The sequence below is a fragment of the Paenibacillus sp. Mc5Re-14 genome (genome assembly GCF_001049835.1).
Lineage (GTDB): Bacteria > Bacillota > Bacilli > Paenibacillales > Paenibacillaceae > Paenibacillus > Paenibacillus polymyxa_C.
This window is the reverse complement of record NZ_CVPD01000001.1, coordinates 2,341,046-2,365,976: the sequence shown is the minus strand read 5'-3', so window position 1 is coordinate 2,365,976 and position 24,931 is coordinate 2,341,046. Positions and strand designations below refer to the sequence as shown.

Annotated in this window: 26 protein-coding genes and 1 riboswitch; of the genes, 14 read left to right on the top strand and 12 right to left on the bottom strand. The window is 45.9% G+C overall.

Annotation, left to right across the window (positions count from 1 at the left end):
* Positions 1-55 precede the first annotated feature (55 nt).
* Positions 56-2,332 carry a PAS domain S-box protein gene (locus BN1546_RS10825; RefSeq protein WP_025677178.1) on the top strand — a complete coding sequence of 759 codons (2,277 nt, stop codon included), beginning with the start codon at positions 56-58 and terminating at the stop codon, positions 2,330-2,332.
* 50 nt (positions 2,333-2,382) lie between these two features.
* Positions 2,383-3,084, top strand: a complete 702-nt coding sequence (rluF, locus tag BN1546_RS10820; RefSeq protein ID WP_014599354.1) for a 23S rRNA pseudouridine(2604) synthase RluF — start codon at positions 2,383-2,385, stop codon at positions 3,082-3,084.
* Positions 3,085-3,220: 136 nt separating this feature from the next.
* Here the strand turns inward: rluF and motB are convergent, their stop codons facing one another.
* Positions 3,221-4,048: a flagellar motor protein MotB gene (gene motB, locus BN1546_RS10815; protein ID WP_013368735.1), complete on the bottom strand. Its 828-nt coding sequence runs from the start codon at positions 4,046-4,048 to the stop codon at positions 3,221-3,223.
* Complete coding sequence (gene motA / locus BN1546_RS10810; protein ID WP_013368736.1) at positions 4,041-4,835, bottom strand: flagellar motor stator protein MotA; 795 nt, start codon at positions 4,833-4,835, stop codon at positions 4,041-4,043. Before motA ends, motB begins: the two co-directional genes overlap by 8 nt.
* A gap of 187 nt (positions 4,836-5,022) precedes the next feature.
* Between motA and BN1546_RS10805 the strand changes: the two genes are divergently transcribed.
* A complete protein-coding gene (locus BN1546_RS10805; RefSeq protein ID WP_013368737.1) occupies positions 5,023-5,316 on the top strand; it encodes a hypothetical protein in 294 nt (97 codons plus the stop codon).
* Between the two features lie 117 nt (positions 5,317-5,433).
* Complete coding sequence (locus tag BN1546_RS10800; protein WP_007428083.1) at positions 5,434-5,733, top strand: 4a-hydroxytetrahydrobiopterin dehydratase; 300 nt, start codon at positions 5,434-5,436, stop codon at positions 5,731-5,733.
* A 78-nt stretch (positions 5,734-5,811) separates the two neighbouring features.
* Here BN1546_RS10800 and BN1546_RS10795 read toward each other — a convergent pair whose 3' ends face one another.
* From BN1546_RS10795 to BN1546_RS10780, 4 genes are all read right to left on the bottom strand, one after another.
* Positions 5,812-6,318 carry a GNAT family N-acetyltransferase gene (locus BN1546_RS10795; protein ID WP_025677180.1) on the bottom strand — a complete coding sequence of 169 codons (507 nt, stop codon included), beginning with the start codon at positions 6,316-6,318 and terminating at the stop codon, positions 5,812-5,814.
* A gap of 302 nt (positions 6,319-6,620) precedes the next feature.
* Entirely contained in the window at positions 6,621-7,121 is a 501-nt protein-coding gene (locus BN1546_RS10790) for a C40 family peptidase (RefSeq protein WP_013368740.1), read from the bottom strand.
* Between the two features lie 5 nt (positions 7,122-7,126).
* A riboswitch (cyclic di-AMP (ydaO/yuaA leader) is annotated at positions 7,127-7,264 on the bottom strand.
* 276 nt (positions 7,265-7,540) lie between these two features.
* Positions 7,541-8,368, bottom strand: a complete 828-nt coding sequence (locus BN1546_RS10785) for a hypothetical protein (protein ID WP_013368741.1) — start codon at positions 8,366-8,368, stop codon at positions 7,541-7,543.
* A gap of 11 nt (positions 8,369-8,379) precedes the next feature.
* Positions 8,380-10,392: a M1 family metallopeptidase gene (locus tag BN1546_RS10780; RefSeq protein WP_090737467.1), complete on the bottom strand. Its 2,013-nt coding sequence runs from the start codon at positions 10,390-10,392 to the stop codon at positions 8,380-8,382.
* 124 nt (positions 10,393-10,516) lie between these two features.
* Between BN1546_RS10780 and BN1546_RS10775 the strand changes: the two genes are divergently transcribed.
* Positions 10,517-11,023, top strand: a complete 507-nt coding sequence (locus BN1546_RS10775) for a YwhD family protein (RefSeq protein WP_090737465.1) — start codon at positions 10,517-10,519, stop codon at positions 11,021-11,023.
* Positions 11,024-11,300: 277 nt separating this feature from the next.
* A complete protein-coding gene (locus BN1546_RS10770) occupies positions 11,301-11,807 on the top strand; it encodes a PTS sugar transporter subunit IIA (RefSeq protein WP_013368744.1) in 507 nt (168 codons plus the stop codon).
* Positions 11,808-11,906: 99 nt separating this feature from the next.
* Here BN1546_RS10770 and BN1546_RS10765 read toward each other — a convergent pair whose 3' ends face one another.
* Complete coding sequence (locus BN1546_RS10765; protein WP_090737463.1) at positions 11,907-12,656, bottom strand: MBL fold metallo-hydrolase; 750 nt, start codon at positions 12,654-12,656, stop codon at positions 11,907-11,909.
* Between the two features lie 141 nt (positions 12,657-12,797).
* Between BN1546_RS10765 and BN1546_RS10760 the strand changes: the two genes are divergently transcribed.
* From BN1546_RS10760 to BN1546_RS10750, 3 genes are all read left to right on the top strand, one after another.
* On the top strand, positions 12,798-13,343 hold the full coding sequence (locus BN1546_RS10760) for a histidine phosphatase family protein (RefSeq protein WP_090737461.1): 546 nt from the start codon (positions 12,798-12,800) through the stop codon (positions 13,341-13,343).
* A 57-nt stretch (positions 13,344-13,400) separates the two neighbouring features.
* The gene (locus BN1546_RS10755; RefSeq protein WP_013368747.1) at positions 13,401-13,754 is read left to right on the top strand and encodes a YunG family protein; all 354 of its coding nucleotides are present in this window, start codon (positions 13,401-13,403) and stop codon (positions 13,752-13,754) included.
* A gap of 246 nt (positions 13,755-14,000) precedes the next feature.
* Entirely contained in the window at positions 14,001-14,399 is a 399-nt protein-coding gene (locus BN1546_RS10750; protein ID WP_255305297.1) for a hypothetical protein, read from the top strand.
* Positions 14,400-14,502: 103 nt separating this feature from the next.
* Here BN1546_RS10750 and BN1546_RS10745 read toward each other — a convergent pair whose 3' ends face one another.
* Complete coding sequence (locus BN1546_RS10745; protein ID WP_090737457.1) at positions 14,503-15,315, bottom strand: pentapeptide repeat-containing protein; 813 nt, start codon at positions 15,313-15,315, stop codon at positions 14,503-14,505.
* 86 nt (positions 15,316-15,401) lie between these two features.
* Positions 15,402-15,794, bottom strand: coding sequence for a VOC family protein (locus BN1546_RS10740; RefSeq protein WP_090737455.1), 393 nt, complete (start codon positions 15,792-15,794; stop codon positions 15,402-15,404).
* A 124-nt stretch (positions 15,795-15,918) separates the two neighbouring features.
* Between BN1546_RS10740 and BN1546_RS10735 the strand changes: the two genes are divergently transcribed.
* The 3 genes from BN1546_RS10735 to BN1546_RS10720 all read left to right on the top strand — a co-directional run bounded on the left by BN1546_RS10735 (position 15,919) and on the right by BN1546_RS10720 (position 18,931).
* A complete protein-coding gene (locus BN1546_RS10735; protein ID WP_090737453.1) occupies positions 15,919-16,968 on the top strand; it encodes a hypothetical protein in 1,050 nt (349 codons plus the stop codon).
* Positions 16,969-17,103: 135 nt separating this feature from the next.
* Complete coding sequence (locus BN1546_RS27280) at positions 17,104-17,568, top strand: hypothetical protein (RefSeq protein WP_040102424.1); 465 nt, start codon at positions 17,104-17,106, stop codon at positions 17,566-17,568.
* A 200-nt stretch (positions 17,569-17,768) separates the two neighbouring features.
* Positions 17,769-18,931 (top strand): IS3 family transposase gene (locus tag BN1546_RS10720; protein WP_369690564.1). Its coding sequence is split into 2 segments (ribosomal slippage): positions 17,769-18,033 and positions 18,033-18,931, totalling 1,164 coding nucleotides; the frame shifts between segments, so codons are not numbered across the junction.
* A 76-nt stretch (positions 18,932-19,007) separates the two neighbouring features.
* Here the strand turns inward: BN1546_RS10720 and BN1546_RS10715 are convergent.
* Complete coding sequence (locus tag BN1546_RS10715; RefSeq protein ID WP_058831461.1) at positions 19,008-21,065, bottom strand: transglycosylase domain-containing protein; 2,058 nt, start codon at positions 21,063-21,065, stop codon at positions 19,008-19,010.
* Between the two features lie 282 nt (positions 21,066-21,347).
* Here BN1546_RS10715 and speE point away from each other — a divergent pair, with 282 nt between their 5' ends.
* Both speE and BN1546_RS10705 read left to right on the top strand, forming a co-directional pair.
* Positions 21,348-22,175 (top strand): polyamine aminopropyltransferase, encoded by an 828-nt coding sequence (gene speE, locus BN1546_RS10710; protein ID WP_043885838.1) that lies wholly within the window; start codon positions 21,348-21,350, stop codon positions 22,173-22,175.
* A 265-nt stretch (positions 22,176-22,440) separates the two neighbouring features.
* On the top strand, positions 22,441-23,727 hold the full coding sequence (locus tag BN1546_RS10705; protein ID WP_090737452.1) for an MFS transporter: 1,287 nt from the start codon (positions 22,441-22,443) through the stop codon (positions 23,725-23,727).
* Positions 23,728-23,928: 201 nt separating this feature from the next.
* Here BN1546_RS10705 and BN1546_RS10700 read toward each other — a convergent pair whose 3' ends face one another.
* Positions 23,929-24,510 carry an LOG family protein gene (locus tag BN1546_RS10700; protein WP_090737450.1) on the bottom strand — a complete coding sequence of 194 codons (582 nt, stop codon included), beginning with the start codon at positions 24,508-24,510 and terminating at the stop codon, positions 23,929-23,931.
* Between the two features lie 12 nt (positions 24,511-24,522).
* Positions 24,523-24,837 carry a MazG nucleotide pyrophosphohydrolase domain-containing protein gene (locus BN1546_RS10695; protein WP_049825437.1) on the bottom strand — a complete coding sequence of 105 codons (315 nt, stop codon included), beginning with the start codon at positions 24,835-24,837 and terminating at the stop codon, positions 24,523-24,525.
* Positions 24,838-24,931 lie beyond the last annotated feature (94 nt).

Here is a 24,931-nt window from a genome sequence, read left to right as displayed (position 1 = left end):
TTGAGTTAGCAATTGCCAGTAATCGCCAGCATACGGCAAGAGGTGAGAAATCAGTGTGTCGATAAAAATCAGAATAACGATCATTTTGTCGGGGTCGGTCCTGTTTATCCTATTGTTAAACATCGCACTCAATTACTACACGACCCACGAAAATCTAAGAAGTGACAGTGAAACCAAAATGGTTCTGACGGCTAAAATCATCGGAGGAGCTATTGAACAAACCCGACATAGTTGGGAGGCTGTTGACAAGCAGCTCGGATATAATCTGTGGCTCTCTGCTACGTTGGCTGCCAATCAGCTTGATCCCGACATCCGAAATATCCAGCAGGAACAGCTACAACAGATAGCTACACTCCACAGGGATATTAATATCTCTTTGATGATCCGAGATGGACAGGGGTATAAGGTTGTCAAATCTTCGAATCCTAAAGAGCTAACGTCATCCGATCCATTAATGGGGTATTGGAAAAATGCAGTTGACCAATTATATGAGCATGGACAGGTGGCCATGGCGCATGGTCAGAATCTGGATCATTTTTGGACCAGTTCTTTTGATTACACAGATTCAGCCTCCTCACATATTAATAAATGGGGATTTTATTATGACCAAAAACGCAACTACTTAATTCGAGTATCCTTCCAGGATACTTCAGTCCAGGATTTTATACCTATCTTGAGTCCAGCTGAGATTGTGAAGCAGACTCAGCAAGTGGATTATCGCATTTTGGAGATAACAGGAATCAACCCTGCAACCTTTGGTGGCGCTACGATGGACAAGAACGGTAACGACCGAAAACACTATTACATGTACAACGAACCGATCCAATTCGGCACGTATCAACTAACGAGAGTGCCTGAGGATCGTTTGGCCGTGTCAAGGGCGATCCTTTCGGGAGAGAGTATCGTACAAGATTGCTATATTAAAGGCGAACGAGTGCTTGTCAGTTACATACCTTTTTATCCGACAAACCGTGATGCCTATGTCATTCGTATTGTCATGAATTATGATACAATCGCTTCTGTTATATCTAAGCAATTGATTAGTTTAGTTGCTATTTCCATTGTTCTATTGGAGGTTGTGATCATTGGAAGCTATGTGCTCGCCAGCCTATTTGTCCGTCCGATTCAGTCGATTTTGGGAAAAGTGAACGAGATGGCTGACGGCCATTTTGATACACGGCTAGAAATTAAGGGCGGCCATGAGCTTGCACGGCTGGGTGAGCGCATCAATGCGATGGCCTACAATCTGGGGATGTATACGAGAAGACTTGAACAGATGTATGAAGAAAACCGTTCTGTAAAGGAGCATCTAGAATCGGTTATTAATCAGACGGCAGATGCGATTCATGTAACCGATCAGGAGGATCGTGTTATTCGGGTTAACCATGCCTTCGAAGCTTTGTACGGATGGACTAAGAAGGAATTGGTTGGCCGTAAGCTGGAGTTTGTACCTCCGCAGCAACAAGAGGAGTATGAATTTCAGAAGGAGAGCCTGCTTCAGGGAGAAAGCATCGTATCAAGTGAGACCCTACGAATGCGTAAGGATGGAAGTACAGTAGAGATTAGTATGAGTACGTCCCCTATTCTGGATGAACAAGGCGAAATCTTAGGCTTTATCTGTGTTTCGCGTGATATTACGGGGCGCAACCGGATGGAAGAACTGCTGCGTAGATCAGAGAAGCTGACAACCGTAGGGCAACTGGCGGCAGGCGTAGCGCATGAGATTCGTAACCCATTAACCACGCTACGTGGCTTCCTACAACTACAGCAGCAAAATCAAGTGTTGAATATGAAACACAACGATATTATGATGTCTGAGCTGGATCGCATCAATTTGATCGTTAGCGAGTTTTTAATACTGGCGAAGCCACAGGCAGTGCATTTTCAGAAAAAAGATGTTCGTTATATTGTGAGTGATGTTATTTCTTTACTGGATAGCCAGGCGCATCTGTTGGGTATTGTATTCAACCTTCAGGTCACGGACGAGCCTGCCTTGGTATATGCTGAAGAAAATCAGTTAAAACAGGTATTCATTAATTTACTTAAAAATAGCATGGAGGCTATGAGTAAAGGTGGCATCATCACAATTCATTTGTTCTTAGAGGGAGAAAGCGTTAAAATCTTCATACGGGACCAGGGAACGGGTATTCCCGCAGAAATGCTATCCAAGCTGGGAGAACCTTTTGTCACAAACAAAGAAACAGGTACAGGACTAGGGCTTATGGTCAGCCAGCGTATTATACAGAGCCATAAAGGCACACTGGATATTGAAAGCACAGAGGGAGAGGGAACAACCGCCCTCGTGCAGCTTCCGATCGCCAAGCCTGAGTAATGAGCTGGGGGCAGAAGGAAGTGTGTTCGTAGAAATGGAGGGTACACAGGTTGCGCATTAACAAATTTATCAGCGAAACTGGCTTTTGCTCGCGCCGGGAGGCGGACAAGCTGGTAGAGAGCGGCCGCGTGACGATTAACGGCGAAGTGGCCGTGCTGGGCAGTCAAGCGGAGGAAGGCGATGACGTCCGTGTGAACGGCAAGCCACTGCGCGATAAGTCCGATCACGTCTATATTGCATTGAACAAGCCAGTGGGCATTACAAGCACGACAGAGAGCCACATTAGAGGCAATATTGTCGATTTTGTGGGGCACCCGCAGCGGATATTTCCAATTGGACGCCTGGATAAGGATTCGGAAGGTCTCATTTTATTAACCAATGATGGGGACATTGTGAATAAGATCTTACGGGCAGAAGGCAAACATGAGAAAGAATATATCGTAACAGTGGATCGTCCGGTCACACCATCCTTTGTGCAGGGGATGTCCAGCGGTGTAAAGATACTCGGTCATCGAACGCTGCCCTGTGAAGTAACACGTGTATCTGAGTATGTATTCCGTATTATCCTGACAGAAGGGAAAAATCGTCAGATCCGACGTATGTGTGCTGCCTTCGGTTATGAAGTTAAGAAACTGCAGCGCCTGCGAATCATGAATATTCGTTTGGGATCCCTTCAGAAAGGCGCCTGGCGTGATTTAACAGAGGCTGAAAAGCTGGAACTGGGCCAGATGCTTGATTATACACTTAGCTAATGCCAGAGGCCTTCTTATAGCCTACAGCGCTTGTCCCTCGTATATGACAGGGCTAGAGAACAGAAATCCCTAAAGTAAAAGGCACCAGCTGCATAAAAAATGCGGCGGTGCCTTTGTTCATATAACATATTCATGATCAACCTTCATTCGAGCTTGAGGTAGGACTAATAACTTGTGTACCGTTCTGATATTTGCGAAGAACGGAAATTTCGACACGACGGTTTTTGGCGCGTCCTGCTCCAGTTTGATTGCCTGCCAATGGTCGATACTCGCCATATCCGATGGATACAAACTTGGTAGGATCGAGCTGCGGATTGAGCAACAAAATACGCAAGAAATTGAGCGAACGCTTGGCACTCAAATCAAAGTTGGACGGGAACTGACTATTGGAAATAGGTACATTGTCCGTATGACCGGATACGATAACATCATAACCAGGAAACTGCTGGAGCATGCTGGAAATGGATTTGGCCAGCTTTCTCGCTTCTGGCTTTACTTCGGCCTGCCCGGATGAAAACAGGGCATTATCACTAATGGTGATCATCAGCTGGGATTGGTTCAGCTTGGTGTTCAGTAGGGTGGACAGGCCGTTATTTTGAATATACTGATCCATTTGCTTTTTAAGCTTCTTTAAATCTTCTTCTTCCCGCTGGGCGAGTTGCTTTTGCAGATCAGAGGTGGAAGTGGCTTTCGATTTTAAGGGTTGTGATACCTCTTCTTTATTTTTGCCCATATCCATGGATTGTGACGACGGATTCGCGGCTGAGTGATCCAGCACGCCAGTACCGCCACTAAAAGCTGAACTCAGGGATTGAGCCATAGTTTCAAATTTTTTGGCATCGAGCGAGCTCATACCGAATAAGACAATGAAAAGAGCCAACAGAAGGGTCATTAAGTCGGAATATGGCAACAGCCAGCTTTCGTCAGCATGCTCTTCATGCGGTTCATGTCTCTTTTTACTCACTGGAATCGCCATCCTTCTGGGTCATCGAAGCCCGTTCGGTTGGAGTTAGGAAGATTGCTAGCTTCTGGCTGATGGCAATCGTCGAGATACCGGATTGAATGGAAAGCAGACCTTCGACCATCATTAACTTAAGTTCCACTTCTTTTTTGGATAGCCGTTTCAGCTTGTTGGACATTGGATGCCATAGGACATAACCTGTAAAAATACCGAGCAACGTTGCAATAAAGGCGGCTGCAATGGCATGGGACAGTTTTTCCATGTCACTAAGGTCGGCCAGAGCGGCGATCAGACCTACAACCGCACCAAGTACCCCGAGTGTTGGAGCGTACATACCGGCTTGGGAGAAAATCAGTGCGCCGGCGCGGTGTCTATCTTCGGTAGCGTTAATGTCTTCCATCAGAACATCGCGTACGAACTCCTGATCATTACCATCGATAATCATTCGCATACCGCCGCGCATAAAGGGATCGTCGATCTCTTCGACCTTGGATTCCAGCGCGAGCAGACCTTCACGACGGGTAATGGATGCCCATTCGGTAAATGTACCGATAAGCTCCTTGCGATCCAGCAATTTCTGCTGGGTGAAAATAATTTTAAACAGCTTTGGCACTCGTTTCATGTCATCCATCGGAAACGCCATGAATATACTTGCTGCTGTTCCGACGAAAATAATCATGTAAGCAGCGGGATTATTGACCAGATTGACGACTGGCGCGCCCTTCAGGATCATCCCGACGACCAGTGACAAAAGCCCGAGCACAAGTCCAATAATGGTTGTAATTTGCATGATACACCTCATCCATGAGAATAGATTTTGAATCCTTTCATGCCGCATGGGTCGTCCTTGCCCCAAGCGCGTCATTATGAGACGGATTATAGTATTTATCGACAAAACTCTCTTTTTTGTTAAGGGCCAATTTCCGGTATAATAAAGTGATTATGTATTGAATCGCTGAACCATTGGAGGAAATAGCATGGGAGTAAAGCATGGGCGCGAGTATGAACAAATTTTGAACGATTTGACAGAGGCTGTGGGACGCATCCCAGATAGCTATGAATTTTTTGAAATGGAAGCAGAAGATTGGGACAGGCTGAACCCGATGGGGCGTCAGGAAGTCAATGAAGCTTTGGCAGAAGACCTATTTTATGCACTGGGTACGGAGCCCATAATCACTGTAGGCAGCGGCGTTGTGATTTATGAGCCGGAGCAGCACCGGATCTATGTACTCATCGGAGATGAGGAGCTGACGTCGGTCCCTTTGATTTAAAGGCCGTCTTATGGATTTATCAACGGGGCCGTGGTAATATGTACACCAATATATCGTAGTTTTGGCCGCATGTAAGCGGCTAAAAGGCTTCCGTATAAACGGGGAGGAGTTCGTAACATGCCTTTTACACAAGAAGAGATTGAAGCGCATCTGGAGAAACTGGAGGGCTGGGAACTGGAGGAAGGACGTTGGATCGTTCGGAAATATAATTTTTCCAGTTTTATGAAGGGAATTGCATTCGTGGATGAAGTTGCCGCTATATCTGAGGCATTCAATCACCATCCATTTATTACGATTGATTACAAGACCGTGACTCTGCGTTTGACCTCTTGGGACGATGGCGGTATTATGGCCGTAGATATTAAGGAAGCCCAACAATATAATGAAGCTTTTGAAAAAATGCGCAGCAGTCATTGATTTTATAATGATCTGTTGTATATATTAAGAGCGCCTTCGCTATACAACATCGCGGTTGTATAGCGAAGGCGCTCTTATTTATAGAACCCGGTTCTGTTGTTCAGGACGATATACCATACAATAGAACGGTTTTCTGCCATCTGGAGTCTGACGTTCATAGGTATCCGTCAGCTCAAATCCAGCTGCCTTGTAGGCTCGTATAGCCCGCTGATTCCAGGTGAGAACCTCTAGGTCAATTTCATTCTGTGGATGACGTCGTCTGGCTTCCTCCGCAATGGCCCGGACAAAATCGGAGCCTGTGCCATGTCCGCATCTTTCGGGATGCATTCCAAGACCCAGCCGGGTCACACCGACCATAGGAAAATATTGAGCAAATCCCGTCAGCTCATTCTCTTCGTCCAGTACGGCAACATATTGCTCTTGGCGAAGCGTGGGACTTCCAAATTCAACTTCAAGTGCCTTCATTTGTTCCCAGGGAAGCCAGCCGTATATGTTGTAGGGGGGATCATAGCGCCACTCACAGATTTCAGCCGCTTGATGCTCGTCCATCGGTACAATCCGGTAGTTGGATATTGAGGCCGGCACTTTTTCATTCCTCCTTATGTAGGTACTTCAATCATTAACCACAGATTGTAGACAAGTTGTAGGAGAATGGCAAGCGTGTTTATTTCGTACCTAAGTCGGGTATACATTCAATAAGAAGGATTTACTGCTCATATGCTCCCCCAGCGGTGGCGGTAAACCGACGATGTTCGCTAAAACTGAAACCTTTTGAGGTGTCAGTTCGTCAGTAATGATAATAATTACTGATGTAGTGGACATAAAAAACCGCAATTCGATTCCGGCCAGAATCAAATTGCGGCTAGGGTTAGCTTGCTGTGCGGTAGTTATTCTACGTTGTCGTCATCAGGAATATCTGAAGCTACAGAATGGTAAGCGTCTGTGCTCATAATTCTTTTTGCACCGACATAACGGTTAGCGTAATAATTTTCGTTCAGTGAGCTAACTACTACACCACGTGAAGTCGAGGAGTGGGCGAATTTCCCTTCACCTACGAAGATACCTACATGGGAAACGCCTCTTCCTGTGGTGTTGAAGAACACCAGGTCGCCTGGTCTCATTTCATCGCGGGATACAGAAGCTCCCATTTTGAATTGTGATCCAGATTGATGCGGCAGTTTAATTCCCAGTTTGTTGAATACATACATTGTGAAGCCGGAGCAATCGAATCCCTCGAGTGTAGTACCTCCGCTTCTATAGTTCGTTCCTTTGGCATCTTGGATGACCTGGTCCATCTTAGAGTCTGCAAATGCACTGCTGCCACCGAATGTAAAAGATGTAAAGGCAATGGCGAGACCCATGGCTGCGATCGTTAGCTTCTTCTTCAAAAAAAATATACCCCTTCCAATGCCTGCGAGGTTAGCTTAAGGATTCGGTAGAAGGTTCCCCTATGACCACTCTGTTGCGAGATCAATTCACCCAAACTGGTTCCCCCGCTTCCTAGGTGCCAGGAATTAGGCTTAACTTAAGATGTGCACCTTGGAGAGCAGTATTCACGACAACGATGTTTTTAAGATAAAGGTTACAATAAAGATTACAAAGTTGTTACTATCAGTTCACTGCGATTATTGTAACAAAGACAGCAGGCTTTGGCAAATGTTTCATCGCAAAAAGTTACAAAAAAAATCTGTTCCTAACGCCCTAGGAACAGATTCTGTTAACAGTATTCAGTTATGTGCCGTTTGCACGGGAAAGAAAAAAGTTTTTTCGACAGCTAAAAATGCAGGAGAAAGCATAAAGAGAGGGATTAGCCTCTGCTGGAGATATCGATGTGCCATAGACGATACTGCGAACTGATATGCCACAGCCTGACCAGACTGGTAACAAAATGATACGATTGCTGGAGAATTAGCGCCAACATACCAGTCCAAATCATCGCTACGGTGCCAAATAGACCGAAGACCAGCAGCACACAAGCACCAAGCAAGAGAGATACGCTTACAGCCGGAAGAAGCTGGCGAAAGAAGGCGAGCAGGGACGATAGTATGGCATGACCACTGACCGTGCCCAGTTGCATATACAGGATGCACTGCCGAATGAACCAACCGTAAGCCACCCACCCAATGGCATAGGGCAACAAATGCAACAGGTAAGAGGAAGATTGCAGCGTTCCTGCTACAATAGGATAGAGTCTCGGTACCACCCAGAAGGCGGGAAGCAGCAGCAAACCCAACTCGATGATGTAATACAACAGAGATGACATACCGTGACGTTTCATCCCCTTGAAGAAGGACAGGCTTTGCGGTTCAGACGCATCGGTATACAGGCTTTGATATATGCCAGCTCTAATGAAGGGAGTGATTAGGACGCGCAATACGGTCGCCCCTAGTAGTATCCATAAATATACGTGTACTTCCCGGCTGTCCATCAAAGCGATCTGGCCCTCCATCCAAAACAAGGTCTTTCCCAGCTCGTTTTGGCTCTGATCAGGATAACGCAGCAGCAGCGGGACAACGGCCGACTGTACCAGCCGATAGAGAAATACTCCCCACAGCAGACGATACAAAAATAAAATGATAACGATATAAAAGCGTATGCGCACTAGCGCCCAGCCTTCTTTTAAAACAGTCCGCATCTATAGACACCTCACCATGACAGACTTCCAAGCAGTGTCTCCAACAGCTTGGTTACACTCACACTCCAACGGGTTTGTTGCTTTTCGTCCAATTCAGCCTTCAGGCTATTATTAATATGCTTGTTCTCCAGTGCAATAGTGTATAGAGGATCAACGGCCACATAGGACACGGGGGAGGTGCTTTTGAGTCGGAAAGATGTACTTTTGCCCGTACCGTCCCATGCCTTAAATATTGTCGTGCCATCCTTGAAGGTAAATTGAACAGGGATCTTGGGATAATCTGCTCCTTTTTTGCTGAGCGTCACGACTGCTTCATATCCATTCTCCAACTTGCGGTTCGTGATGCGATCGACAGAAAAGTCCGCCATCTGGCCGTCATATACATATTGTTCAAAATAGTGGCTCCATGAGCGTCCAGTCACCCTCTCCACGACACGCTGAAAATCCTGTGAGGTCGGATGCTTGAATCGGTAGGTCTGGACATAGGTTCGCATAATCCGGTCCATTTTTTTCGTACCCACCTGACGCTCAATACCTCGTAGTACCAGCTTGCCTCGTGAGTAGGCATTTTGTGCATACTCAGCCGACGATCCGTACTTCCAGGATTCGCGGTTTAGCGGCTGTGGAGAAGCTACCTGTCCGGATTGTAATGGCAAGTTGGGGATAAGCCCATATTCTTGCTCCATGAGCCGTTCTTCTGCATAGGAGGTGAAGCCTTCATCCAGCCAGGGCTCCTCAAATTCATTATTGGCTACCATTCCGTAGAAATATTGATGCCCAATCTCATGAACCAGCGTCCGTTCCAGATTATAGCCGGGATTCAGTTGGTCCGCAGCTGCGGCCGTGATGAGTGTCGGATATTCCATGCCGCCGGCTCCACTGCCTGTTTTGGGTGGAACGACGATAGATAGAGTGGAATATGGATAAGGCCCGTACCATTTGCTGTAGTACGAAAGGGCGGCCTTGGCTGCGCTCATATAACGTCCTTTGAGTTCCTTATGGGACGGGTCCAGATAGAGCTTGATTTTGACACCAGGAACTTCAGTAGAAGAAAAGGGTTCTTCTACGGCTACAAAGTTGGGTGAAGCGGACCAGGCAAAATCGTGTACATCATCGGCATAAAATTGATATATTTTCTGGCCGTTCTGTCGTACTGCACCACGGGTGGGAAACCCGGTCGCTGCTACGATGTGTGTTTCAGGCACCCGAATTCGTATGCTGTAAATTCCAAAATCGGCATAGAACTCGGAGTTGCCATGATACTGATGGAGGTTCCAGCCCTCGTCGGCGCGTCCACGTTGTCCTGCAGTCTCATAGACGCTGAGCTTTGGAAACCACTGTCCAGCCATTACAAAATCATCTGTCGCACCCATACGAGCAAAAATGCCAGGCAGTTTGACTTCAAACTTCATATATAGTGTGATTTCTTCGCCACCTCGTACTGGCTTGGGCAGACGTACCTTCATGAGCGAACGGTCACTTGCGTTACCGTCATCTGGTTGTACATATTGAGTACGGTGCATGAGAGATAAACCATCTTCTGTTTTTAGTTCGGTCAGCGTCATGGAGCCAAAGCCGTCCTTGGGCATGGTGTCTCCGCGCAGCTTTCCCCCGGATTCTTTCATAAAGGTGGTTTCCATAGAAGAGAAGGCATTCGGGTATAGATGAAGATACAGATCATTCACAGTTTTCTTGCCCGGATGTCTCCAGGTCAGTGTCTCAGTGCCTCGCAAAACCCGCCCTTTTTCCAGAGATACATCAATGTGATACTCCACCACCCGTTTGCTGAGAATTTCCGAAGCGGGCTGTGGAGGGTTCTTGGGCAGGTCGGGCATGATGTTGGCCCCTAGAGGCTTGCCCATATCTGGCGCAAGCGCAGACTCAGACTCGGAGCCGTATAGTGGTTTGCCTGCAGACTGAGGGGCGGATTGCGATTGGGGTTGCCAGGCAAACCATAACGTCCCTGCGAGGAGTCCGAGGGCTAGTGTAGACAATAAAACGATTTTGGCGCGTGCTGGGGTCATACAATGGATACCTCCCGTTGACAAGCATCTACAGCATGTATATGTTTGCTTTCGGGAGATTATTAGTTAAAATATTTATAGTGTAGAATGAGTGTGAAGACGGAAATTGGAGGCCTAGTGACGCATGAGTGAAAATCAGCCGGACGGCAAAAAGCAGATTGCACTGAATATTGTCAGTGGCAAGAGTAAACATAAGGGCTTCGGCGCAGGCTCAATCGACCTGAACAGCATGTCCCCGGTCATCATTGACCGAAGAGAGGCGAAAATTGATATCGGTGCCATGCATGCCAAAAGTAAAGTAGAACGTGGAATCAAGTTCTCTACGAATAAAGAAGACGTACCGAACGGACGCCAGGTATGGCTGGTATGGGTAGCTGTGGACCGTACGCCTGAAGGACGTATGTACGGTGGCGCGACGGCCTGCGAGATGCTGATTGACGACGAAGCCAAACGCGGCTGGAAAATTCTTGCCGATCATGTTAACCGTATGGATTATGCACTCAAGCGCCGTTTCATGCTGGATGATCTGGGCAGCGAAGATAAAGCAGCGCTCAAAAGCCTGCTGATTTCGCATAATCAGGAATGGTGGGACGCCTCGCCAGAGGAATTGAAGCAGGCGCTGGAAGGGTAAGCCTAGCGTTAACAGTGTACACAACTGCTTAAAGAGCAGTCGGCAGTAAGGTTCAGAAGTAGACCGATACCTTGGTTGGGGTCGGTCTACTTCTTTTTCATGTAAGTTATGAACATCATCGCCTTGACATCATGGAAAGGCATTCACTATAATTCAAATAGAAATCGGTTTCACTCCGGTTTTTATTTAATGAATTCGTGGAACCGGTTCCTAAAAGGATATAGTTTTTTTCCTATCGCTGTTTATGAATGTAATCTCTAAATAAGGTGGCATCGTTATGTTTAAATGGTTGAAAAAGAAGGCGGCTCCCCGTATTGAAGAATTCGACATGGTAGCGCCAATTAAAGGAAAAGTGGTTTCTCTAGAAGAGGTTCCAGATCCTGCGTTCTCTACAAAAGCTATGGGGGATGGCATCGCTATTCATCCATCTGAGGGTAGGGTCACCGCTCCTTTCGCGGGAAAAGTTGCCCATGTCATGGAGAAAAGCAAACACGCTCTGATTATTGAACATGAATCTGGCGTACAAGTTTTGATACATGTCGGGATTAATACCGTCTCTCTCAAAGGGCAGGGGTTTAACCCTCATGTCAAAGTAGGAGATAGCATTAAAGCTGGACAATTATTGATGGAGTTTGACCTGGACGCGATTCAACAGGGTGGATTACCTGTAATTACTCCAGTAATCGTTCCAGACGGGCAAGAGATGATCAGTCATGTGGAGATATTAGAAAGCTCATCTGCTACTTCAGATGTACCTGTATTAAGGGTTCATTTAAAAGCCTAGCTTTCATTCAGAAAAGACTAACCAGGAATTCCTGGTTAGTCTTTTCTTTAGATGATTCACTGACTGGTCAAGGGACTGGTATGAACATGTGAACAAAAGCTAGGATTCACATATTTCAGATATCCGCTGATTACAATTGCCTTCGTATAGCCCTCCATGAAAACAAATCACTTTTTTAATATCATATGGCAGCAGGTTTTTAAGAGATTCTTTGGCGATATTGAAATCACAGCAGTATTGCGGGTCTGGAGCCAGTAATTTGCCGCTTACTACACGTAGAGCATCTCCTGCAATCAGGGTTTGACTGGATTTATGATAGAAACTTAGGTGTCCTGGTGTATGACCAGCAGTATCTATAACTAAGATCCCCCCACAGAAGGGCAATTCCTCTCCAGCAACGATGGTGGAGTTTACAATAGCCTTTGGGGGATTTTCAAGTGTACGCCGGAATGCATGTCTCCACTCTACCGGAACGGATTCAGGCATGGAGCTTACAGCTTGATCTATTGCTTCTGGGGTTAGCTTTATAAGCTGGTTTTCTCCCTGTATATAAGGCTTTTCGATAGAACTGGCTAATACTTGAACTAGAGAGGAAGAAGCCCGGATTATATCTGCTAAACTGCCAATATGGTCAAGATCCTGGTGTGTTATTAATATGGAGGTAAGTTTATGGATTGCTAATCCGGTATCTAGAATAGCTTCATTTAAAAGGGAGAGTTGCCCGGGGTAAGCTGTATCAACTAAAATCATATTGTCTTCGTCCCACATTAAGGTGGGGTGAATGCTCTCTATACTTCCCATGATATTAGCAGAAACCTGGAGCATGTGTATTCCTTTGTCTAATTGCATCGAATCCCTCCCATAAGAGTTGATGTAATACAAAGGAATCTTATCACGTAATCCAAATATGTAAACCTATATCATAACATAAAAATAATTATTTGTAAATATATAGAATACTACATTTGTGTGACGGTTAGGAGCGATGACGTGAAGAAAATTTATTTTGTTAGACATGCCCAAGCAACTGGACAGGAACCAGATGCCCGACTCACCGATGAAGGTAAACGACAAGCTGAGCAGTTGGCTGATTTTATGGAGAATGTAGGTGTGGAATATATTGTGTCCAGTCCATGGAAACGGGCCGTGCGAACCATTCAGCCCTTGGCTGAGCGTAGACATTTGCAGGTATATACTGATCTACGTCTTCAGGAACGTGTACTATGCCGTGATCATCTGGATCATTGGCTGGACATGCTGGAACAGACATATCTGGACGAGGACTTGAAGCTGGAAGGAGGAGAATCATCCCGTGAAGCAGCAGATCGAGGAATCCAGCTTGTTCAGGAGCTTATAGAGCGGGCGGAAAAAACGGTTATCATTGTAACTCATGGAGCTTTACTCTCTCTTCTCATTCGACATTACGATCCGCAGTTTGGTTTTGAGGAGTGGAAAAAACTATCCAATCCCGACGTGTATTTGCTAGAACTGAATGAAGCAGAAGCCAAGATTCACAGAGTGTGGAATATAGATTGAAATAAGTAGGATAGGTTCACTATAAGTACAGAATGGTTTCAAAAGGGGAGACGTGTATTGAATACAAATCGTTTTGTAGAATTAGAAAAGGCATTGTTTCAGGCTTGGTCTTTGGAGTCTAGCTCTAAATGGACAGCTAATAATCCTGCAGCCGGACAATGTGGAGTCACAGCGCTTGTCGTTCAGGACAGGCTTGGTGGTGATATTTTGAAGACCTGGCTGGATAGCGGCTGGCATTATTACAACCGAATCGGTGAGGACATTATAGATTTTACAAAGTCGCAATTTTTAAGCCTTCCACAGTATCAGCATGTACACTCTAACCGGGAAGAAGCATTTTCAGACACCAATGCAGAGCAGTATGCAGCCTTAAGCCGGAGACTAGAAGAATCTCTTAACGAAAAGGTATAAGTGTATTTAAGATGTATCCATAGCCAAATAGTTTTTAGGGAGTAAGGAGGGAGTGCAATTAATAAATATTTAGCAGTTGCGGTGATCCTTCTTGCGATTGTGTGTGGATTGCTACTGAATACTTCTAAACAAAACCCAATAATATTGGATCAACAGGAATCAACCCCACAAAGTAAAAAGTATTCAGGCGAGAAGTATGTATCGAAATATAGTTATAAAAAAGTTAATGATCCAAAGACTGTATTGATGACATCCAATATTCTTCATGCTACATCGCTGGAGGAGGAGAGCAGTGCTCAGTTTAGAGGAGCGCTAATTACTTTATTCGGACAGCCTCAAAGGACATCGAAAGATTTGGAAGAAGCTTATGGGTACATAATTAAGGCAACAAATTCGACTGGACAAAGCTGGATATTGACTGCATACGAAGGACCAGGCGGTCCGGCTATAGGAGGGGACACCGAGAAAGATTCTATAGAAGAAGTCGCGCAGGACTTGTTGAATCTAATTGAGGCCACAAAGCCCGCAGATTTCGAAGATGTGGGTTATTATGAGGATACTGGATCTACTATTCGTTATGGATGCAAGGCACAAGTCTGTTTTTATCAGGAAAGCACTACAGAGCAGCATGCGACGGATGAGTAGAATGACGGAGTAAACAGTAAAATTCAGAAGTAGATCGGTACCTTGTCGAGGGCGGTCTACTTCTTTTTTCATATAGGTAAGCAATGTTGCTTTAGGGTAAAATCTAATTTATCCAATGGCTGGGAAAGCTTAGAGAAGGGGGCAGTTTGGTTTTGCTATTGCCTTTAGCCGAATTTAACTGCGCTTGTGTAAGAAAGATACTTCCTTCCAGATTAGCCCCACTTAAGTCAGCATCTCTAAAATCTGCACCGATAAGGTCAGTCATACTCAAATCAGCCTCACGTAGGTCAGCAGCAATCAGTAGAACGCCTCTCAGGTTGGCACCTCTCAGATTCACGCCTCTTAAATTAGCCCCGATAAGGTCTCTATTCTTGATTTTTTTACTGAGTTTATGGTTCTCCATGTTTTTCTTGAATTTTTCTCGCACTAACTCACTTGTTTGTACAAGTAAATCATTGACTAACGCCCTATGGGTGGGTACATGAAGATCTATAAGAGATTTTGGAGCTTGATCCGTAAGCTGCTCGGTTTTTTCCATCGCTTTATGTAACTCGGTATAAATGGAGTGAGTTTCTTTTAAGCTAAGGGCTTCATTTAGGTAATACAGCAGTTCATGAAGCTGTTGCATGATGGGAAATAGATTGAACATTTCATCAGCTATTGCCGGATTGTCTCTCCAGCTTTTTCCGTTGTATACAACTTGGGATATTTTTTGACCTGCCCCAAAGCAATCATATACGGTACAGCCTCGCAAGCCGTTATTTCTTAGGTTCTTATGAATGTCGCAGCGATAATCCGCATTTAGGTGTTGACAGGGAGTTCCTCCATCCTTGTTAAAGGCAAAATCAGCAGATTTGGCATAAGGCAAGGCAACACAGCATAAACCAAAACATTTTTCACAATCGGCAGTATACAATAAACACACATCCTTTTATTAGCACCTACTACATGTAATAGTACCAAAAAAAGATGAAGGAGTGTATTGCTAAGTAAAATAGTCGGTTACCCTTTTGCCAAATTTAATTGCCATGAAACTCCATACTTGTCTTCTACCCAGCCAAATTGTTGGCTTACGGGCGAGGCTTCAAGGGGCATTAAAACTCGGCCTTCCTGAGACAGCTGACCAAACACGCGATAGATTTCTTCTTCCGAATCACAAGTGACGAATAGCGATAGAGCTGGGGTAAAAGGGTGTTTGTCCTGATGGTTATAGTCTATGGCCATAAAGGTTTGCCCTTTGAGGTTGAACACGGCATGTAACACGGTCCCATCTTCCTGATGAAAAATACTCATGATACCAGACGGCTTAAATACAGAGGTATAATATTGCATGGCTTCCTCTGCTTGACCGGGAAACATGAAAAACGTTGTGATTTTTGGACTAGAATCCTGCATCAGATCAGCTCCCTTGAGTGGATTATAGATGATAACATTTTTTCTCTTTTATAATAGAAATATTCACGATTAGAGAAGTACTTCATAAAGAAAGATAGGCATAACTGAGAAAGGGGAAAACCGGATGATAGACGCGACAGCAAGGATTATTGATATGTTGGGCTCAGGCAATAAAGTGGATGCCAGCATCATTTCTGCCTATACGGATGTAGTTGCCCAATATGGAACCGTGAAGGATGCCTGGGAGTTATATAGGCTTTTTGTAGAAGATCCTCATCATTATATTAGGGGGCTGCTTCTTCAGCCGATCATGAGATGCGGAGATGTTGCTTTGGCGCAGGATATGTACGAGCGTTATGTTCGAAATCAGACATCCTCGGAACATATACCTGATGGTGTGCTGCATGTGTTAGGTTATTTGGGTTATGTGGAAGCTGCGGCTGATCTCGTCGCATGGGTGAACGGGCCATATGGGGCAGCATCTGTGGATGCTTGTTTGGGGCTCGTACATCTTCCATGCGAATCGTTCCGTGAACGACTGGCGACTGAATTGGAACAAGCAGTGGATCAGCATCTGTTTGATGAATTCTTACCCCTACTAAGCTTTAAATGTACTACTGAAGATATGATTCCACGATTGGTGCATTGGGGAGAGCGACATGCTTCCGTAGACTGTAATGCAGGAATTATTGCTGGAATTGCTTTGTTTGGAGAAGAGCAGAAGGATACAATTCGGTCTATTTTGTGGAATCCGCTTTGGGAGGCTCATGGAACAGCTACGGGAAGTTGTGTGTGGTCCTATATTGCTATGCAGCATGTAGGGTTGACCTTTAGAGAGCTTATTCAGGATATAAAAAGCTACCATGTATCCAAAGCAGGTGTACAGGACTTGGAGTACCGTTTGGAAGTGTTGTATGAAATGTTGGAACTGAAGCTCAGCTATAGAGTTCAACCGCTCCGGTTCGCTCGCCGTAACGAGGAATCATTTGCTCAAATCTATAGCGATTTGTTTAGCTGGTCCACAGAGCATAAGGATGACTCTATTATAGGCTGGATGAACGACAAATTAGGGTATAAGCACCGGCTGCTGGAACAGTATGATGAGCTCAGGAAACGAGTCGAGATTAGAATGGTGCATGAAATTGAGCTGGAGCATGTCCAGACGGGGAGTTAATCCGGTCAAGATATAAGAATTTTTGATATAAAAGGACGAAATGACGGAGTTTGGCGGCGATATGGGGATTCGCCCAGTCCACGGGCTGATGTCCCGCATAGGATACATCAGCCTAGAACACAAGGAGTGAAACACATGTCTTTACTGCCACAAGTTCCTTTCGGAACGCAACCGGGTACTCCGGGTCCATTCACACCGTCAGGTCCTTCAATTCCACAATTTCCTGATATGCAGGATTCGTTCCCGTCTCCGGTAGGTCCGCCACCAGGCCCAGGCCCCTTTTCGCCACAGCCGTTCTCCCCGCCACCGCAAGGGCCGTTCGGTCCGCAAGGTGGGCAGCAAGCTCAAGCACCAACTTCCCCACCACCGCAATTTACGCCACCGAAACCGCTAGTTTCGGCCTATGCGGTTGACCCAGGAGCCATTTTCGGTTGTTTGTACCGCAACACGTTTGTATGGCTGACGAACGGAGAGCGCTTCTGGATGTACCCTGTCTTTGTAGGCAGAACATCCGTAGCAGGTTTTCGGTGGAGTGGCCGCTTTTGGTTTTACTATGGTGTAGACACCAACCGTATTGAGTCATTTAGCTGTTTTTGGTAATAGCGCAGCTTTAGGAAAGAACGGGGCTTAACTGTGTAATGGCTGATGGCACTGGCAAGAGAGCTAAAATGGGCGAATAAGATAATTGAAGTAAAGATAAAAAAGACTGGGAGAGCGTGGTATTATCCCCTTCTAGTAGACAAGAGAGAAAAGACATCTGTTAAGATGGACTTAATCTTGTTGAACGGAGGGGATTTTTCATGGCTAAAAAGGGACAATCATTCCGGCAATACTCCTTAGATGTAAAGATGGAGGCAATCCGGTTGGTGAACGAAGAACATATGAGTATTCGTGAAGTGACGAAACACTTAGACATTCGTAATAAATCCCAAGTACAAAGCTGGGTGACGAAATATCGAGCGGGGGAGAACCTCCAGCCAACGACCACAAGACAGGGACGACCCAAAACGAAATTTTCCAGTATGGAAGAAGAGATGGCGTATCTACGGGCGGAGATTGAATATTTAAAAAAGCAGTATCCAAATCTACACAAGGAGTGACGAGGAAAGAAGCGAGGTTTGAAATTATTGAGGGAATGCGAACACGATATTCGTTGAAATGGTTACTTGAATTAGCCCATGTTTCTCGGGCAGGATATTATAAATGGAGAAAGACTCAGCAAACAACCCAGCAGCGTAAGCAAGAAGAAGAGCTTCTGGAATCGCATATGTTGTCGATCCACCGGATCCATCCCTATTTTGGTTATCTGCGGATGACCGTTGCTTTACGTAGAGAAGGTATCTTGGTCAATCACAAAAAGGTGTACCGCCTAATGAAGAAATTAGGGATCCGTTCCGTCATTCGAAAGAAGCGGCGCTTTTTTGGCAAACAGGCATCTGTGGTAAATGGCAACCGATTAGATCGACAATTTCAGGCAGATTCTCCTTTATCCAAGCTGGTTACCGATATTACATACATACGAGCTGGAGAGCGGTTTGTATATCTCTCTGTCATTCAAGATCTGTTTAACAATGAAATCGTGGCTTGGCGTCTTTCGGAACGAAATGACCTTGCTCTAGTTAGCGAGACGCTAGACGTTCTAAGTAAGAACGTGAACATGGAGGGTGTCATTCTCCATTCAGACCAGGGTTTTCAGTATACCTCCAAGCCGTTTAACCGCAAGCTTAAGCGGCTTGGAATGCTTGGGAGCCATTCAAGGCGTGGAAATTGCCTAGACAATGCCTGTATAGAATCCTTCTTCTCCCATCTTAAAACAGAGAAGATTTATTTAACGAAACCCGGAACCCTAGCGGAGGTAGAACAACACGTACGGGAGTACATTTCTTTTTATAATGAAAATAGATTTCAGAAAAAATTAAACAACCGTTCCCCGATTGAATACCGAGAAACGGTTGCTGCTTAAAGATGTCTTTTTAGTTCTGTCTACTTGACAGGGGTATGACCAGCGCATCATGGCGTTTTCCAGTCTTTTTTTGCTATTACTCCATCCACCATCGCTTAAAATTGCCCCACCAGGATTTTTTTTCGGCCTGTCGTTCCGCTTGGTCAGTAGGTGTCGATGCCTGTGGGTTATTCTGCCCCGATAGGGTCTCTTTCGGCTCGGTACCGCTAACGAATACCTCCAGCCGCTTGTCGGGACTGTCCGGCGCAGCCAGCTTGCCGCTAGCCGGATCAATATAGGCGCTGACTACGCCGTCAGGGATCGGGAAGATTTTGGGCGGCACATTCTCCAGCGCTTTTTCCGTATATTGTGCGAAAATCGGTGCCGCCCGCCTGGCATCCTGGGTGCTGATGGCCTTGCCCTTGTCATATCCGACCCAAACAGCGGTGGATAGCTCCGGGGTGAAGCCGACCATCCACGCGTCCGTATTGGTCGTGCCGCTTTTGCCGGCAACCGGGCGCTTGATCAACTTCGCGACTCGGTTGCCGGTGCCGCCTTCTTCGAACACGCCTTCCATGAGGCGTGTGAGGACATAGGCAGAGGCGGGCTTTACCACCTGAACGGGTGCGGCTTGCGGCGCTTCGTACAGCGATCGCCCAGCCGCATCGGTGATGCGCAGCACCGCCACCGGAGCTACCTTTTGCCCGCCACTGCTGATGACTGAGAAGGCCGAGGCCATCTCAAACGGGCTGACGGGCGACACGCCCAACGCCAGCGAAGGCACGGGCTTGAGCTCGCTCGTAATGCCCATTTTGCTGGCGAGGTCCATGACCTTATCCGCTCCTACCTGCAGAATGGTGCTGACGGCATAAATATTATCAGATGCCGCAATGGCGCGCCGCAGATCTATTTCACCCAAATATTTATCTCCAAAATTTTTGGGCTTATAAGTTTTGCGGTTGTTGTCGTAGTGGAACAACGTCGGTCGGCTTTCGAATTTGGACGTACTCGTCAATTGGCCGGAATCCAGCGCGCTGAGATACATTATCGGCTTGAAAGACGAGCCTGGCTGCCGGGTTGTGGCCAGTGCATGGTTGTATTGATTCCCGACATAGTTCGTTCCGCCGACCATGGCCTTGACATGTCCATTGCGCGGGTCCATGGAGATTAGTGCAGTTTCCAGTCCGTTGCTGTTCTTCATGCCCTCATTGACAGCCGCCTCGGCTGCCTGCTGCATGTGCATGTCCAGCGTCGTATAAATGCTCAGTCCGCCATGCTCAAGCACCGCTTCGCTAATCCCAAATTGATGAGTCGCTAGCTGGCGAACATAATCGCGAAACCAGGGAGCAGCTTCCACTGTCCGACGCTGGCTCTCGGGCCGTAGGGCCAGTATTTCCTCATAGGCCTTGCTTGCTTCAGCCGGTGTAATTTTACCGATGAGTGCCATGGAGTCCAGTACAATTTTCTGCCGATCCTTTGCGTTTTTCATATGATTATATGGTGAATAGTAGGTCGGACCTTTCGGAATACCTGCCAATAGGGCGCTTTCGGCCAAATCCAGATCCTTTGCGGATTTACCGAAATACATTTGCGAGGCCGCCTCAATGCCATAGGCGCCATGACCATAGTAAATTTCATTTAAATACATTTGCAGCAGCTCATCCTTGGAATACTTCATTTCAAGCTGTGCAGTATAGATGGCTTCCTTGGCCTTGCGCGTCCACGTTTTCTCGTGAGATAAGTACAGATTGCGCGCAAGCTGCTGAGTCAGCGTGCTGGCCCCCTGTGACATATCCCAGCGGGTCAAATTAACGATTACTGCCCGGCCCAGACCTTTGAAATCAAAGCCAAAATGATCGTAAAACTTCCGGTCTTCCACAGCCAGTGTAGCTGCTATTAAATCGGGCGAAATGTGATCAAGCTGGACAGGAATAGATTCCTTTCCTCCGGCAGAGAAGGTAGCAATGACTTGCCCCTGACTATCGAGCAGACGGGAATTCCGGTCTGTATCGGCGAGCGGAAGGCTGGTTGTGTACAAATAGGCGAGCAGAATGCAGGCGGCGATGACCGTCAGAATCGTGAGAGACATCAGCCCTTGAAAGCATCGAAGCCAAAGCGGTTTACGCTTGGAGGATCGCCCGGTAGTATCGGTCATCATGCCACCTCCTTCCATAGTTGATGTTCTCAGTATAGTCAATCCGAAAGCGTCTATTCATCAGATGCATATACGTATCTATTTTAAACAAGATTAAGCCCTAAAAATGCTTTTACAGTCCATTCGGGTATCGCTTATAATGCAAAAAGTGTGAAATTCAAGTGTGTTTGGTACAATAAATATAGCAAACTCGGGGTTTGCGTGTTGCAGTTATAAGGAAAGTCCATGTTTATGCTACCGGATTGCCGGACACATACTTTGATCAGAAAGAAGGTTGGAATGATGGATTTGTGGTTTACGGAGAAGCAGACTCCCTCTTTCGGCATTACAGCAAAAATCAAACAAACCTACGTCTCTGAGAAAACAGATTTTCAGGATCTGGCAATGATCGAGACGGAGGAATTCGGCAATATGCTTGTTCTGGACGGCATGGTGATGACAACGGTTAAGGATGAATTTGTATATCACGAAATGGTAGCACATCCGGCTTTGAATACACATCCGAATCCGAAAAAGGTTTTGGTTGTGGGCGGCGGGGATGGCGGCGTTATCCGTGAGGTCATCAAGCATCCTGAAGTGGAAAAGGCTGTATTGGTGGAGATTGACGGTAAAGTCATTGAATATTCTAAAAAATATTTACCTGAAATTGCTGGGAAGTTGGACGAGTCCAATGTGGAAGTACTGGTCAATGACGGCTACATGCATATTATCGAACACAAAAATGAATACGATGTGATTATGGTCGATTCGACGGAGCCGGTTGGTCCGGCAGCGCCGCTGTTCGAACGTGGGTTTTACCAAGGTATTTTTGAGGCGCTGAAGGAAGACGGCATTTTCGTGGCACAGACGGATAATCCTTGGTTCAAGGCTGACCTGATTCAGAAGGTCAACAAAGATGTAAAAGAGATTTTCCCGATTGTGCGTGTGTACGGTGCAAACATTCCAACCTATCCGAGCGGTCTTTGGACATTCACATTGGGCAGCAAGAAATATGACCCGCTCGAAGTGGACGAGAACCAAATTCCAGAGATGGATACCCGATATTACAGTCCACGTCTGCACAAAGCGGCATTTGTACTACCTAAATTTGTGGAAGATTTAACAAAGTAAACATTTTAAGAAGCGTCTTAGTGATCTTTATCGCCAGTATAGAGCGAAAAGAGCGCTATAGACGCTTTTTTTTGTGTTAAATCAGATTGTAGTAGGCATGAAAATATAGTGGACACTGAATTTCCTTTTAAGATAAAAGAAGGAAATTTAAGGGTATATGTAGAACATACAAAAAACCGGACATTTAACAGATTTGTAATCGACAGGGGAGGTTTGGTTATGGAAATACATAAATTGGCGATATACCAAAGAGGGGGGAACTTTTTTGATCAGACGCTCTTTTTATTACCTGTGGGGGTCTCAGACGATTTCCAACGCAGCAGATATCATCTACATGTTGAGTGTGGTGGTGTTGGTATTCAGTTCAAGTAATTCCTTAATGACGACTATTTTAATCCCGTTGTTTCGTTTGTCAGCTCAAGTGATTAGTGGGCTTGTTGCACCGATCGTGCTCGGTCGATTTCGGCTGACGCAGGTTCTGCTATTTTCCCAGTTTGGGCAGTTTATCATTTTTACGTTGCTGCTGCTTTATTTGTGGATCGTACCTGAGCAGAGGTCGTTTCTGTTTATTTTTGTGATGGTTTTTGGCATGTCTTTTTTGGATGGATGGACCAATCCTGCGCGTAATGCGCTTGTACCCCGTTTGGCCACTGGTGAGGGACTCATGCGGGCAAACGGTATGGTAGCGGTCAGTGATCAGGTGGTCAAGTGTGCAGGCTGGGCGTTGAGCGGAATGATTGTCGCTTGGCTGGGTTCCCTGAATACTCTTGCAATTGCCTCCTGTTGTTATCTCGTGGCTGTAACTGTCACGTCCTTCATTCGTGATCCGCTGGATCAAAAGGAATCAAACCCCGAATCTCCAGAGTCCTTAACAGATGCAGTAGAACCCGCAAAGGAAAAAGGCTCCCATTGGAAAGAGCTTGGGGAAGGATGGAAAATCATTTGGCATAACCGTCGTATTCGTTCTCTAATGATTGTCGACAGCGTGGACAGTATTGGGGGAGTCTCTTGGCTCGGCGTATTTATTTTGGCGTACGTCAGTCAAGTGCTGCATCGGGATGCGAGCTGGTGGGGCTTCATGAATGCGTCCTTTTTCTCCGGCACCATTTTGGGTGGATTAATTGTCGTTGGCTTGGTCAAGAGATTGCAAAAGAACAGCTTTTTGTACATGCTCGGAGCGTTGCTAGTGTATGTACTGATTACCATTGTATTTGCGCTGAATACCATTCCCGTGGCTGCGCTTGTTCTTTTTGCTGTGTCAGGCTTACCTGTTCAAATGGCAGGCATTATTCGCCGCACCTTGCTGCAAACCAGTGCACCGCCAGCCCAGCTGCCCAAAGTAATGGCAGGAATTGATGTGCTTACCAATCTCGCTTTTGGTCTGGCTTTATTATTTATGGGCTGGTATGCTGACCGATTTGGTATGGTGCAGGTGTATTTGCTGGCTGCGGCAATGACTACCATTGCTGTTCTGATCGGCTGGTGGTATCGACGTGACTTTCAGGAAAATGAACCTGTTGATCATCCGACCGCTACGGGAGCAGGGATTTAAGATTGGCGTTCTCGTTAGGCATGATATCATTCATTGGATGACTACATAATTAAATGCAGGTTTAAAATCGACTGTGACGATTGGGGAGAAAGTCTGCCATTTTCGTTCAATTTACAGGAACACCACTGGAATACGTTGACGGTGGTGTTCCTTTTAAAATTATATAGTACGTCTGCTGATCGAGATGCGCCATTCCTAATGTCAGACCCGTTTGCTCGTAAGATATGTTTTGACGGAAGGAGGAGTATAATTAGTGAATTTATGTAGGATTCCTTGTGGAGTCGTATCCGTAATTACCATCGAACGATATTTTTCCTGCATAAATTGTTCCGCGGCCATACGATCAAACAAGGAAATAAGAGGATCGTAATAATGGTTAATATTTAAAAGCCCACATGGCTTTTCATGCAAGCCTAATTGCGCCCATGTGAAAATTTCAAAATATTCCTCCATCGTACCTGGACCACCTGGTAAAGCAATGAAACCGTCCGCAATCTCTGCCATTTTAGATTTGCGTTCGTGCATGGAATCAACAATGATTAATTTGCTCAGGCCATTATGTGCAATTTCACGGCTTTGCAAAAAGTAAGGGAGCACACCAATGACGCGACCTCCTGCATGAAGTGCTGCGTCAGCCACTGCACCCATTAGACCCACATTTGCTCCTCCATAAACCAGGCTTATTTCCTGTTCGGCAAGTGCCTTGCCCAGAGCAACAGCATGCTCTCGATAAACCTCAGACGCTCCATTACTGGAACCGCAAAAAACAGCGATACTTTTCATATGAGATTCTCCTTATGTATATCTTTTTGCAAGTTTTTGCTGGTGTGTTTGAAATATATCCTCCAAGGTGATGTCATACTTGTTGGCGATCACGATGAGATTACCCAGTACGTCTCCAAGTTCTTCGGTTAAATGTTCCTTGTTCTCCTCGAATGAACCGTCGATCTCATCCGGCCGGTCTCTGCCAATTTCCAGGGCGCGAATAGCTCTCGCAACCTCCCCCGTTTCCTCTGCCAGGAAACCGATTCGGACAAAGATATCCAAGTCTGACCAGTTTCTATCCTGATAATATTGCTTTACCCACTTTTGAAATTCATTAATGTCCATATTCAGCCTCCCAACTGCAACTCCATGCATAAATGTTGGCCACTCACAAAACCATAAGGTTTAGATGGAATAGAAACATTTGTTCGTGTTTTTA

Coding starts and splice junctions, on each gene's coding strand:
- motA (WP_013368736.1), bottom strand. CDS start 4,835: ATGCAAATTACAACCATTATTGGACTTGTGCTCGGGCTTTTGTCACTG.
- BN1546_RS10805 (WP_013368737.1), top strand. CDS start 5,023: ATGGGAGTAAAGCATGGGCGCGAGTATGAACAAATTTTGAACGATTTG.
- BN1546_RS10800 (WP_007428083.1), top strand. CDS start 5,434: ATGCCTTTTACACAAGAAGAGATTGAAGCGCATCTGGAGAAACTGGAG.
- BN1546_RS10785 (WP_013368741.1), bottom strand. CDS start 8,368: ATGCGGACTGTTTTAAAAGAAGGCTGGGCGCTAGTGCGCATACGCTTT.
- BN1546_RS10780 (WP_090737467.1), bottom strand. CDS start 10,392: ATGACCCCAGCACGCGCCAAAATCGTTTTATTGTCTACACTAGCCCTC.
- BN1546_RS10775 (WP_090737465.1), top strand. CDS start 10,517: ATGAGTGAAAATCAGCCGGACGGCAAAAAGCAGATTGCACTGAATATT.
- BN1546_RS10770 (WP_013368744.1), top strand. CDS start 11,301: ATGTTTAAATGGTTGAAAAAGAAGGCGGCTCCCCGTATTGAAGAATTC.
- BN1546_RS10765 (WP_090737463.1), bottom strand. CDS start 12,656: ATGCAATTAGACAAAGGAATACACATGCTCCAGGTTTCTGCTAATATC.
- BN1546_RS10750 (WP_255305297.1), top strand. CDS start 14,001: ATGACATCCAATATTCTTCATGCTACATCGCTGGAGGAGGAGAGCAGT.
- BN1546_RS10740 (WP_090737455.1), bottom strand. CDS start 15,794: ATGCAGGATTCTAGTCCAAAAATCACAACGTTTTTCATGTTTCCCGGT.
- BN1546_RS10735 (WP_090737453.1), top strand. CDS start 15,919: ATGATAGACGCGACAGCAAGGATTATTGATATGTTGGGCTCAGGCAAT.
- BN1546_RS27280 (WP_040102424.1), top strand. CDS start 17,104: ATGTCTTTACTGCCACAAGTTCCTTTCGGAACGCAACCGGGTACTCCG.
- BN1546_RS10715 (WP_058831461.1), bottom strand. CDS start 21,065: ATGACCGATACTACCGGGCGATCCTCCAAGCGTAAACCGCTTTGGCTT.
- speE (WP_043885838.1), top strand. CDS start 21,348: ATGGATTTGTGGTTTACGGAGAAGCAGACTCCCTCTTTCGGCATTACA.
- BN1546_RS10700 (WP_090737450.1), bottom strand. CDS start 24,510: ATGAAAAGTATCGCTGTTTTTTGCGGTTCCAGTAATGGAGCGTCTGAG.
- BN1546_RS10695 (WP_049825437.1), bottom strand. CDS start 24,837: ATGGACATTAATGAATTTCAAAAGTGGGTAAAGCAATATTATCAGGAT.